Here is a 12819-nt window from a genome sequence, read left to right on the forward strand (position 1 = left end):
TCGCGCGTCAAAGTGAGTGCTGACCTTCTGCCAGCTCTTTTCAAACAGTTTGCTTTGCGTCCTCTACCAGGCACTCCGCCAACTGCGCCTGAGCGCGGCCGACGACCGTCAGGAACTCCGGGTAGCTTTCCGGTCGGACCAGGTGATGCCATCGATAAAGGATCAGCCGCCCCTGCTTGGATTCCAGGGAGATTTTTCCAAGACTACGCAAGACCGGCTCGTATGCTGAAGGGACATGTGCCACGACCAAACCTGTGGGGAAGTCCCTGAGATTTTGCATCGGAGTCGGGAAGTAGGCGAGAGTCTGGTCTCGAACTCTTCGGTCACGCCCAGCGCTCATATCGAATAGCCACACTTCAACTCCGGCCAGATCTCCGATGAGCAAGTTCCGCAGAGGTCGCGAGAGATACCGTTTTGCCATGACCGGTAGCTCCTGGGAGGGGAACAACTTGCGATCGTCGAGCCGCGGAATGAACTTCATGCCGCATTGTTCGGCAAACAACTTCAACGCGGCAGTCCGCCTCTTTTGGGCAGATCGCGAAATCCAATACAAGATGGCACCGAACAATAACTGCGGGACAACAAATACGCTTACCTGAATCACTTTCGGAAGTTCCGGCAGCGCAAGCGATGCGCCGACGCTGCACATGGTCACCAACATCCAACCCAACAGGATCGCGACATACCATGGAATTTCTTGCGCGAAACCAATCCAACGGATTTTCGATCGCATCGGCCGCTACCTCCCCGACTTGTTTAGCGACGATTTCAATACGGCTCCTTCGAGCACGGCACCACATAGTATCCTGCGGCAGCGCTTCGAGCGGTTTGAAAGTATCAAGCAGGCAGGGGAAGGGTGCAGAGGGTCAGAATTATAGGCATGGCAAGTCTGACCTGCACGGCGCGAAGCGTGACGGCCGCCCGGCCCAACAACTCGCCTCAACCCCAGTCCCCTTTCCTTCTAGCTCTGCGTCACTGCGCCTCCGCGGTTGATTTCTCCTCACTCCACCCAAAACTGGCTCTCGCGCGGCGCCTCGTAACGAATCGCCAAATGCGGAGTCTCAATCCGCTCTTGATTTCGCGCTAGCGACTGCATCCCCGCCGCCACCAGGCCCGAGGTCAGTAGGGTGCGTTCCACCGGATACGGCGCGCGGCCCGTCCGAAACATCTCCTCGACCTTCGACATGAGCGCCGCTGAATAGACCACATTCGGATTGGGCGGCAATTGAAACAGCGTCGATAGCGGTTCCTGCCTGCCTTCAATTCGCGCCGCGAAAGTGAAGTCCTCAACTAGCCCGTTCATCAACAGCATCGTCGCCTTCAACCCATCGGCGTATTCGATGCGGTACGCGACCGGTTCCTTGACCCAGGCCTTGATCTGTTCCACCGTGGGATAGCGGTGGCTGAACGACTCGGGCTGCGCGAGCGTATGACTGCGCGACAAGCACGCCTCAAATAGCCGCCTATCCCAGCCGCCGCTGGCCCAATCGGCGGCCTCCATGGCCCGCCATACCGCATCGCCTCGCAAGGCCTGCACGGCGATCACTCCGGTCTGGCCGCCGCGGCGCCGCTCCACCATGCACTGGATTGTCTCCAGCGCGTGCAGGTCGTAGATGTCCACCTCTCCCATCGCCACGCACATGGCCTCGGCCACCACCGCATCGCGCGGCAGATCAATGGCCGGCATCCGCCACGTCACCGGCAACGACGATCCGGCGAGCAGCGGAAAACCAAGCTCGCGCGCGGTGTCGACCATTTCCTTGGCCCAGTCGAACTTCCACGACAAATGCTTGTCGTTGAACACCGGCGCCACGCGACCATCGGCGCGGTACACTTCGGCCACTTGCTGGAAGAACTCGTACCGCGGATACAGCTTCTGACCGAGCGCGTTTTTCGGATAGTCGCCATGCTCGCCAATCACCAGCACGCCGTCGACCGCCAGCCGGTCCCCTCCAGCGCGCAGCGCCTCGGCGATCGTGGGATAGATCGTAAAACCAAACTCCTTGGCCCGCGCGCGGCTCAAGTCGTTTTCTGGCCGCTGATCGACATAGGCCGACACCACTTCAAACGGCGGCCAATGCCACTGCCCGCGCCAGGGGTAGCCCACCAAAAAGCGTTCCGCCATGTGCCAGGCGTGTGAGTGATAGCGCCACTCGGTGGTAACGACCGCCAGCTTCTTGCGCTTGGCCGTCGCCGACTCGGCATCTTCGCCCCTGCCAATGGCCGCTCCAGAAATGCCCGCCCCCACGGCGCCCAAAAACGCTCTGCGATTCAACATATCCCGCCATCCCGCTCCCACGACTACGCTTGCGCCCCACGCATCGCAGTCTGCGGCGCCGACGGTTGACGTGCAAGCGCTGATTGGCGGCGCGGCAAGGATCATGCTCACGCATGCCCCGCCAAGATCAACTCGGCGCTAGCGCCCTCAAGTCAGCGGGATCGTTCGCGGCGAACTAGCGCGCCGCTGCTGCTGCTGCTGCCGCCGCCTGTGGGGGAGGGGGCGGCGGCGGTTGCACCGGGTTCGGCGGCGCGGGCAACTCCTCCAGCTTTGGCTCTGGCGGGCGCAGGTTGGGGGGCAACTGCAGCGGCGGGCCTTCCGGGCCGGTGGGGGGCAGTCGCATCGGCGGCCCCACATAGCGCCAGCCGCCCCCTAACGCCTGATAGGCGTTCACAATGGCGGAAAGTTGCTCCTGTTTGGTTTCGATCAACACGATCCGAGCGTCGTTGCGGTCACGTTGGGCAAACAGCACATCGATGTATTCAATACGCGCGTTCTGAAACAGAATGTCGGCGACTTCCACCGCCTTTTCGAGGGCGGCCAGTTGCTGCCTCTTGAGCGCGATGCTTTGGCTATAGTTGCGCACCTTCGCCATGCGATTGACCACTTCGGTGAACCCGTTCAGGATCGCGCGCTGGTACTCGTAGAGCGCTTCCAATTGCTTGGCGTTCGCGTCCAGGTAATCGGCCCGGATCGCGGTCTTGTTGATCAGCGGCATGACCAGGTTGCCAGCGACTCCGTAAATGAGCGATTCCGGGGAGTAGAAAAAATACCGCGTGTTGAAGGCCTCATAGCCCACACCGGTCGTGAGCATCACCTTCGGATAGAAGTTCGCCCGCGCCACACGAATGTCGAGTCCCGCGGCCGACAAATTGCGCTCAGCCTGCCGGATGTCGGGCCGATTGCGCAAGAGCTGCGCCGGCACTCCCACGTTCAATGCCTGCAATTGCAAATCGAGAAACTGCGCGGATTGTCGCGCAATGGGTTGCGGAAAGCGACCACAGAGAAAGTTGATTTTGTTCTCGGTCTGGATGATCTCCTGATAGATGATCCATTTTTCGCTTTGGTTCTTGCGCACTTCCGCTTCAAAACGCTGCACGCCCAACTCATTGCCGCGCGCCCCGATCTTCTGCGCCTTGGCGACTTTCAGACTTTGCTCCTGCAGTCGAATCGTGAAGTCCAACGTCTCCAACTGTTTGTCGAGCGCCATTAACTTGTAATAGTTCTCCGCCACCTCCGCGACCATGCGAGTCACTACGTAGTTCCAACCGTCCGTGGTTCCCAGGTAACGCAGCCCCGCCGCGTCCCGCGCGTTTCGCAATTGCCGCCAGATATCGATCTGCCACGTCACATCGGCGGCGATCAGAAAGTTCGGCAGCGGATTGGGGAACATGTCTCCGGTCGGCGTGTTCAGTTCGAGCAGTTCGGCGCCCGGCGGAGTGAATGTGCTGAGCTTCTCCAGCGAAGCGCCCGTGCCAAAGGTGACAAACGGCAAGTAAGTACCGCGCCGCCGCATCACGTCGTTGCTGGCCTCAAAGATGCTTTGGGCCAGGATTCGCAACTCCTGGTTGCCAAACAACGCCTGATTGATGAGGCTCGTGAGGTTCGGGTCGTTGAAAAACTCGACCGGCGGCACCTCCGACGAGTTCTCCGCGGTGGCCTGCCCGTTGAAGGTGTCTGGCAGCATTTGCGCCGACATCGGCTTGCGTAGCGCGGGAATCCCGCAGCCCGACAAGCCAAATAGCAGGCCGCAGGCCAGCGCTACAATGATGGCGCGCGCCCCGCGCCGCGCGCTCGCATTTCTCACCAAGGGCTTCATCCGTGTCGTCCTAGTTGAGCGATGGCAAGTCGTGCGCGGTTGGCGAAAACCAGGCACGACGTCGATCAAGAAGGCGATCGTCGCGGGATCCCTCATCCGCTGGGGAGAACTCCCCCCAGACGTTCCCGTGTCAATGCGGCCTACTCGTCAATCGTTGCGCGTCAGCATCCCTACCGGCGCAACATGGTTTGACGATGCTTTACATCGTCGGCCACGCGCGGCATGCGACGATGAATTGCAAATTCTCGCTACAAGTTAACACGCGCCAGCCGCTTAATCGCGCCGCGCAGTAGCTAGCATGCTCGCAAGCGCGCATCGCGAGGCAATTTTACCTCATGTCATGGCGCGATTCTTACGCAATCGCAAGGCAGAGGCTCGCCAGCAGTGCTGACTGCTGTCTGCATCGCCGCAGCGACTCGGAGTAGTCGTAGACGAATCAACAGCGGCGAATGATCGACACCGCGCGCCGCAGCAGCGTCGCTGCGCTCGCGGCGAGTGGGGAGAAAGCCACGTCGGCTTGCTTCCCCAGGGTGACTACGCCGGATGCGGCGGGTGTTCGATCGCCTCGCTGAGCGGCGTGTGCGTCTCGTCCTTCAATAACTTGCCGTCGCCAGCCAGCACGCCAAACAGGTAGTACAGGCCCGGTATGACCAAGACGCCGATGACCGTGCCCAACAGCATGCCGCCGACCGCCGTGGTGCCGATGGTGCGGTTGCCGATCGCCCCCGGACCGGTGGCCCGCACCAACGGAATCAAACCGGCGATAAAGGCGAACGACGTCATCAAGATCGGCCGGAAGCGCAACTTGCCCCCCTCGATCGCCGCGTCGCGGAAGCTCGTCCCCTCGTGTCGCCGCTGCACGGCGAATTCGACGATCAAAATGGCGTTCTTGCCCAACAAACCGACCAACATGACCAAGCCAATCTGCGCGTACACGTCGTTGGCCAGGCCCATCGCCTGCAAGAAAAAGAACGATCCAAAGATACCGATCGGCAACGACAAGATCACGGCCAGTGGCAAGATAAAGCTCTCGTACTGACCCACCAGCACCAGATAGACGAAGATCACCACGATCAAAAAGATGTAGACCGCCGTGTTCCCCTTGCGCGCCTCGTCGTAGGAGAGCCCCGCCCAACCAATGTCATAGCCGCGCGGCAAGGTTTCCGCGGCCACTTCTTGAATCGCCTGGATCGCTTGTCCCGTGCTGTAGCCGGGCGCCGGCGCGCCTTGGATCGCGGCGGTGGGATAAAGGTTGTAGCGGTTGATTTCGTTCAGCCCCTGCTGCTTCTTGAGCGTCATGAACGCCGAATAGGGGACCATCTCTCCTTGATCGTTCCGCACGAAGATGTTTTCAAAGTCTTCCGGAAACCGCCGAAACTCCGGCGCCGCTTGCACGTAAACCTTGAAAAACTGGCCAAAGCGGACAAAGCCCTGCTCCCAGGTGCTGCCGATTACGATCGAGAGGTTGTTCATCGCCTCGCCGATCGACACCCCTTTTTGCATCGCCACTTCGTTGTTGATGATGATTTCGTATTGCGGGTAGTTGCTGGCGAAGAAGGTAAAGAGGCCCTTCACCTCCTTGCGCTTGGACAAGGCGGCCATGAACTTGTCGGTCACCTCGCCCAGCATCTTGTAGTTCATGGTGTTCGTCTTATCGAGCACATTCACCGAAAACCCGCCGGCGGCGCCGAAGCCCGGTACGGCGGGCGGTTCGAAGAACTCGATCTTCACATTGGAAATCTTGTGCGCTTTCTTCTCGAGCTCCTCAATGATCTCGCGCGAGGTCATCTTGCGGTCGGCCCAGGTCTTCAAATTGATGAGGCAAGTTCCCGCGTTCGAACCGCGACCCTCGGTGAGCACTTCGTAACCCGCCAACGACGAGACCGATTTGACGCCGTCCACGCTCTTGGCGATTGCTTGCAGCTCATGCGACTTGGAATTGGTGTATTCCAATGTCGAGCCCGGCGGGGTTTGAATCACCCCGTAGATCATGCCTTGGTCTTCCAGCGGGATGAAGCCTGTGGCCAGTTGGGTGTTTACTAGATAAATGCCGAAGAAGAACGCGCCAACGGTCGCAAAGCTCACAACGCGCACCGTGACGATCCGGCTCAGCAGGCCGGCATAGCCCCCGGTGAGCTTTTCAACGCCACGATCGAAGAGGTACAGCAATAGCGCCAGCGGCCCGCGAATCTTCTTATGCCCGGTATGCGGCTTGAGCAACATGGCGCATAGCACCGGCGTCAGCGTCAAAGCCACCACACCCGACAAGATGATGGAGATCGCCATCGTGATGCCGAACTGGCGATAAAAGACGCCGACCGGCCCGGTCATGAAGGTCACCGGCACGAACACCGCCGTCATCACCAAGGTGATGGCGATGATGGCGCCGCTGATTTCGGTCATCACTTCCTGCGTCGCCCGATAGGGCGAAAGGTGCTTTTCCGCCATCTTGGCGTGCACCGCTTCGACCACGACGATGGCGTCGTCCACCACCACGCCGATCGCCAGCACCAACGCGAACAACGTGATCAGGTTGATCGAAAATCCGAACAGCAGCAGAAAGAAGAAGGTGCCGATCAACGATACCGGCACGGCCAAAGTCGGAATCAGCGTCGAGCGAAAATCTCCGAGAAAGAGGAACACCACCAGCGACACGAGCACAAAAGCTTCGAACAGCGTATGGAGCACCTTTTCGATCGAGGCCTCCAAGAACGCCGAGACGTCATAGCTGACCTCAAAGTGCATGCCCGGCGGAAACAGATCCTCCTGGAACTCCTCCAGTTTGTGCTTGACTTCCTCGATGATCGTCGCGGCGTTGGTGCCCGGCAGTTGCTTGAGTACGATGGCCGCCGAAGGATTGCCGTCAATGTCGGAGTAAAGATCGTAAAACGACGACCCCAACTCCACCGTGGCCACGTCCCGCAAATGCAGGATCTCCCCCTTGGGATTGGCCTTTAAAATGATGTTCTCATACTGCTCCGGCGTGTTGTACCGCCCCACCCAGGTCAACACGTACTCGATGGTCTGCGAAGTCTGCCCCGTCGCTTGGCCGAGCCGCCCGGGCGAGCCAATCATGCTCTGCTCCGCCACCGCCTTCATCACGTCGTCGGCCGAGACGTTGTAGGCCCGCATGCGGTCAATGTTGAGCATGATCCGCATGGCATACGCGCGATTGCCCAAAATATTGGCGGTGCCGACGCCGCGGGTGCGCCGGATTTCTGGCAGCAAGTTGACGGTGACGTAGTTGTAAAGAAAGTTCTGGTCGAGACTTTTGTCGGTGCTGTAGACGTTCACGTACATCAACATGCTCGTCATGTTCTGCATGACGATGATGCCCTCCCGTTCGACGATGGGAGGCAACCGGTTCTTCACGATGTTGATGCGGTTATTGACATTCAAGACCGCCACGTTGGGGTCGGTCCCCGGTTCGAAGATGATGGAGATCGCCCCCTCGCCGGCGCTAGTGGCAGCGGAGGACATGTAACGCATGTCCTGCACTCCGTTGATCGCCTGCTCCAAAATGATCAACACCGAGTCGACCAGCACATTGGCGCTGGCGCCGGGATATGAAATGGAGACAATCACGCTCGGCGGCGCGACGGAGGGGAATTGCGAGATCGGCAGCGTGTTGATGGCCAGACCGCCCAGGAAGACGATGATCACCGAAATGACGATCGCCAATGCCGGCCGATGAAGAATCTTTGCGATCATGTTCCTGGGTCGTTCGTCGAATGCCGTGCCGAGCGTCAGCCCCTATTCCGCTCGGTACTTGAGTTGTGCGACTACTTCTTCCGGACGGCGCAGCTCGCAGTCCACCTTCGCGCCGTCGCGCACCTGCCGAACCCCCTCAAAGACGATCTTGTCGTTCACGTCGATCCCTCCCTTTTCGATGACGAAGAGATCTTCCAATTCGTTCTTGACCACAATCTCGCGCTGATGCGCCACGTTGTCTTTGTCGACCACGTACACGTATCGCTTGGCCAGGTTCTCAAACACGGCTCGCTGCGGTATTACCAGCGAGTCGTCCTGCGCTCGGTGAATCAAGATCGTCCCGGTCTGTCCGTGACGTAGCAGGTGTTCCGGGTTCGGAAAGTCCGCGCGGAAAGGAATGTTCCCTGTCTCATTGTTGAAATCGGCCTCGATCGCGCCGATCACGCCGGGCTGATCGAATGTCTCGCCGTTGGCCAGTACAAGCTCGATCTTCATGTCCCCCTTGTGCTGCTTCAGGTCGGCCATGTATTCGAGATAACGAGCCTCGGGCACATTGAAGTACACCCACATCAGGCCGTTGTCAGACAACGTGGTGAGAACCTCCCCCTCCTGCACCAAACTCCCCTGCTGTTGCTGCAAACGGTCGATGATACCGTCGAATGGGGCCTTAACCGTGGCAAAGTCCAGTTCGGCCCGCGCCAGCTTGGCCTCGGCATTCGCCTTGGCTAACTCCGCCGCACGCAGCTTCACCTCGTTCTCGGAAATGACTTTTTCCGCGCTCAGCTTCTTCGCGTACTGCAATTGCAGGTCTGCCAACTCGGCCTCGGCGTTCTCGGCCTCCAGCTTCGACACGTAAAGAATCGGCCGGACGGTGAACATCACGTCCCCCTCCTTGACCGACTGCCCCTCCTTGACCTTGATCTCCTCCAGATAGCCCGTCTCCAGCACTTGCACCTGGATGTGGCGTCGCGAGTGAATCTGGCAGACGTACTGCTCGGTCAGAGTGACCGACTTCGACTCCGGATTGGTGGCAATTACCTTATGCGCTTCTTCGTGATGCGCTTCCTCATGCTTGCGGCAGGCCGGCAGAGTCAGGCAGAACAGGGCCAGTAAGATTGCCGCGGTTGGCGAAAATCGCATAAACAGGTTGCCTCGCAATTCGCTGACTCTACTGCGGAACACCGAGGACGATGGGGCAGCACCAACACGAATGCCACCGACGTTGGTCAAACATCGCCATCAAACGTCATCGTCCGCCGTAGCATGGCGAATGAGATCGGTCTGCGCAGCAGACCACTGTGCGTACTACGCGACCAGCGAATTCAGTTTGACGATCCATGTGAGGCCAAGGCAATCAATCTATTCTAGCTCGACGTTTTCTTCCAGGACGATGTTCAACCCTTACAGAATTGTCATGAAGCAACGCGAAATACGGCGAAATTCGCCGTAGTCTTGCCCGATTGCGCAAGCCTTGTCGGCATAACGCGCCACGCGCCGCCCCTTAGCGGGTACGCGCTCAATGCATCGGACACGTTGAATCCTGGAACTGCTAATAACTAGGAAAAGCAGGGGGCCATTTGAGCTAATTGGAAGCTCGGCCGCGTTTCAGACCCCTGTTTCTTTGCAGAATTTCGCCGAACCTGGCGCACGTCCGCAAGCCCCGAGTCGCCGAATTGCGTGACATGCCCCCACTCCGCCGCTACCGTAAATGGCGCATTGCCTCCCGCTCAGATACATCTCTTCTTTCTTAGGGAGCAACCATCATGTCGCGCGCGCCATTTTTCCTTCTGATCTCGGCCGCCATTACCGCCGCTGCTCCTACGCTCGCCGTCGCGGCCGATGATCCTCAACTCGCCGAAATTCTCCAGCGCCTCGCCGCCATCGAAGCCCGCTTGACGGCCCTGGAGGCTCAATCTCGCCACGTCGCGCCCCCAACGGCCGCCACGGCCGATCTCGACAAAATTCAAAAGCAGCAAAAGCAAGCCGCCCGCAAGCGTATGGCCGCCGATCGCGACAATTTCCAACCAGAGCAACTCGCGCAGGCCGAGCGGTTGTACCAGGTGGCCAACAATCAGCCCCGCTCCAATCAGGCCAAACAGAACCTGGAAGAGCTGCTCGTCAAGTTCCCAGAAATGAACCGCACCGGCTGCGGACTCATGTACCTGGCCCAGTGGTCCAGTGGCGCCGAGCGCGCGGAGCGACTCCAACAGGCGATCGACCTCTATAATGGCTGCTACTACGGCGATGGCGCTCAGGTCGGCGCCTTGGCTCGGTTCCTCTTGGCCCAGCACTACCTGGAGCAGGGCGACAAAGGGAAGGCCCGGCAACTCTTTGACGACCTAAGGCAGAATTTCGCCACTGCCATCGACCATCGAGGCGAACTGCTCACCAGCCAGATTCCGAATTAGAGCAGCACGATCAAGAATCGTTTTCGGAGTGTTTGGGTTTTCGGAGACCGGTTGTCGGACACACTCCGACAACCCTTTTGTCGCTCGACCACCATATGCGGTAGTCGCTCAACAGCGCGGCACAACATCTGGGATCAGTCCCGCCAATCACGCTGCCGATTGAGACGCGAATTACGACACCCATTCCGAAAACTCCGAATTGAATCCGCCGCTTCGAAAACCACAACCTGCTGCCGCTTCATCATTTGCGTTATCAATCCCTGCCGGCGCCGCCAGGGGTTTTCGGAGTCTACCCCCCTGATTTGCGTTTTTTGCTCCGAACTCAATTGCGGCGCGGCGCCGCATGGGATCGATCGCCCCCTGCTGGCCACCGGCAACGTCGTGTCGGCGCAAGCGTCGCCATCGCCCACAAAATATTTTTGCTTTTTGAGCCACACATTTGGTAGCGTGTGCTTATGCCAAGAGGGTGGCAGAAGATGGTGAATCGGCAAGGCCGTTTCGCCGCCGATTCGAAACTGCCAAGCGATGGCCCGTTGTTACTTGTTCTCGCGCCGGCGCTGCTCATCGAGCCACGTCGCGGCCCGCCACGAGAGTTTCCAGATCACGATTTGAGAAAGTAAAAACGCGGTCATCGGTGGGATAACAAACAGCGGATAGGGCAGGGGGGCTATGCAAGCAGATTGATGTTCTTGCCGATCGTCGGCGCCCCTTGGCGCGCGAGCATCGAGTTTTCATCGGTGTCGATCGGATCGAGTATCGCCAAGCGCGTGCCGATCACGCCAGCGGTCACCAGATCGTCGACGATCCACGCCTGCGCCACACTGCGCCGCGGCGGATGATACAGCGAGATGGCGCGCGGCCGGCAGCCACCGAGCGGTTCGTCGCGCGGGACCAGCCGATAGTAATTCGCGAGCCGGGCCGTAGGGGTCAAGGCGAGTCGATGGAGTGCGAGAGGCAACGACGGTGATGCCGCGATCGGAAAGAGCGGAATCAGTGACATGCTGGTTTTGAGACCCCTTAGGCCCGCGTCGTCGCCACTGCCGCCGTTGAAAAACGGCTGTGGGCAAGTTGGCGAAATCCAGCTATCGCAATCGAGGGGCCAGCCAACGCGCCGCTGCACGACTACACGCGCAACACGCTACGGCTACCACAGTTGCGCGCGGCGGATGGCCTTAGGCTGCGCGCTGCGAAAAGGAAACGCTGTTGCCCCAACGCATCGGGCAATGGGTGAGAACACAACGCACGCGGCGGGCGCGCCATGGCGAATTGCAACTAATACGACCGTGGATGCATGCGACCTTGCACTCGATACGGCAGACCTTGAATTCGCAGAAACCCTTCCGCATCGGTCTGGTTGTAGCTGCCGCCCCCCTCCATGCTGGCGATCCCCTCGTCGTACAGGCTGCGCGGGCTTTGCCGGCTATCGATATCGATGTTGCCTTTGTACAGCTTCAGCTTGACTACGCCCGTCACATGCCGTTGCGCCTGCCGGATAAACGCCATCAGAGCGTCCATCTTGGGCGTGTACCAAAATCCGTAATACACCATCTCGGCCACTTCCGGCGACAATCGATCGCGCAGGTGCATCAGATCACGGTCGAGCGTCAGTTGCTCGAGCGCGCGATGCGCGGCGTACAAGAGCGTCATGCCCGGCGCTTCGTACACGCCGCGGCTCTTCATGCCGACAAAGCGATTCTCCACCATGTCGATGCGCCCCACGCCATTCCGTCCGCCAATCTGATTGAGCCGATCGACAATCTTGTATGCGGTCAGTTCCTCGCCGTTGATCTGAATCGGATAGCCCGCCTCGAACTGAATTGTCACGCTCTCTCCCGCCTCGGGCGCCTGCCGCGGCGAGACGGTCATGCCAAAATCGACCAGATCAACACCGTTGACGGTCAGGTCTTCCAGCTTGCCCGCCTCGTAGCTGATGTGCAGACAGTTCTCGTCCGAGCTATACGGCTTCTTGACCGATGCCTTCACCGGAATCTGTTTCGCCTCGCAGTAGGCGATCATCTCGCTTCGGCCGGGAAACAATTTCCGAAACTCCGCGTTCCGCCATGGAGCAATGATTTCGACGTCCGGGTTCAATGCCTCGGCCGCCAATTGAAACCGGCACTGATCATTCCCCTTGCCGGTCGCGCCATGCGCATAGGCGTTCGCGCCTACCTCGCGAGCCACTTGCAAGCAGACTCGCGAAATCAGCGGCCTCGCAATCGACGTGCCCAGCAGATAATCCCCCTCGTATTTGGCGTCCCAAGCCATGATCGGAAACGCGAAATCGCGGCACAAATCCTCACGCACATCGACGATCCGCGCCGATTTGGCGCCGCAGGTCTTCGCTTTGTCCAAGATCGCCTGCCGGTCCTCGCACGGCTGTCCCAGGTCGACGTAAACCGCGTGGACTTCGTATCCCTGGTCTTGCAACCAACCGAGAATGACCGAGGTGTCCAAACCACCCGAGTAGGCGAGCACGCAGCTTGGCATGAGCAGTTGTTTCCGAAAGCTAGGCAGGTGAGGCGAAACTGGCGAAGCCAGTCATTTTGGCGATGCGTTCCGCCGGTCGCAAGGAGATGCGGCGCCAAAACGCCCAAAAGTCGCCT

8 protein-coding genes are annotated in these 12819 nt (G+C 59.5%); 1 reads left to right on the top strand and 7 read right to left on the bottom strand.

Going from position 1 to position 12819, the window contains the following annotated elements; translation table 11 throughout:
- Positions 1 to 40: 40 nt before the first annotated feature.
- The 5 genes from K1X71_00005 to K1X71_00025 all read right to left on the bottom strand — a co-directional run bounded on the left by K1X71_00005 (position 41) and on the right by K1X71_00025 (position 8948).
- A complete protein-coding gene (locus K1X71_00005) occupies positions 41 to 733 on the bottom strand; it encodes a hypothetical protein (GenBank protein MBX7071497.1) in 693 nt (230 codons plus the stop codon).
- A gap of 267 nt (positions 734 to 1000) precedes the next feature.
- A complete protein-coding gene (locus K1X71_00010; GenBank protein ID MBX7071498.1) occupies positions 1001 to 2278 on the bottom strand; it encodes a hypothetical protein in 1278 nt (425 codons plus the stop codon).
- A 175-nt stretch (positions 2279 to 2453) separates the two neighbouring features.
- Positions 2454 to 4097, bottom strand: a complete 1644-nt coding sequence (locus K1X71_00015) for a TolC family protein (protein ID MBX7071499.1) — start codon at positions 4095 to 4097, stop codon at positions 2454 to 2456.
- Positions 4098 to 4631: 534 nt separating this feature from the next.
- On the bottom strand, positions 4632 to 7808 hold the full coding sequence (locus tag K1X71_00020; GenBank protein ID MBX7071500.1) for an efflux RND transporter permease subunit: 3177 nt from the start codon (positions 7806 to 7808) through the stop codon (positions 4632 to 4634).
- A gap of 42 nt (positions 7809 to 7850) precedes the next feature.
- On the bottom strand, positions 7851 to 8948 hold the full coding sequence (locus K1X71_00025) for an efflux RND transporter periplasmic adaptor subunit (protein ID MBX7071501.1): 1098 nt from the start codon (positions 8946 to 8948) through the stop codon (positions 7851 to 7853).
- Positions 8949 to 9571: 623 nt separating this feature from the next.
- On the opposite strand from K1X71_00025, the gene K1X71_00030 reads away from it, so the two are divergent.
- Positions 9572 to 10216 carry a hypothetical protein gene (locus K1X71_00030; protein ID MBX7071502.1) on the top strand — a complete coding sequence of 215 codons (645 nt, stop codon included), beginning with the start codon at positions 9572 to 9574 and terminating at the stop codon, positions 10214 to 10216.
- Positions 10217 to 10883: 667 nt separating this feature from the next.
- On the opposite strand, the gene K1X71_00035 is transcribed toward K1X71_00030, so the two are convergent.
- Both K1X71_00035 and K1X71_00040 read right to left on the bottom strand, forming a co-directional pair.
- Positions 10884 to 11147 carry a hypothetical protein gene (locus K1X71_00035; GenBank protein ID MBX7071503.1) on the bottom strand — a complete coding sequence of 88 codons (264 nt, stop codon included), beginning with the start codon at positions 11145 to 11147 and terminating at the stop codon, positions 10884 to 10886.
- Between the two features lie 341 nt (positions 11148 to 11488).
- Entirely contained in the window at positions 11489 to 12703 is a 1215-nt protein-coding gene (locus tag K1X71_00040) for an argininosuccinate synthase (protein ID MBX7071504.1), read from the bottom strand.
- Between the last annotated feature and the right edge of the window lie 116 nt (positions 12704 to 12819).

It is taken from the genome of Pirellulales bacterium, from assembly GCA_019694455.1.
Taxonomy (GTDB): domain Bacteria; phylum Planctomycetota; class Planctomycetia; order Pirellulales; family JAEUIK01; genus JAIBBY01.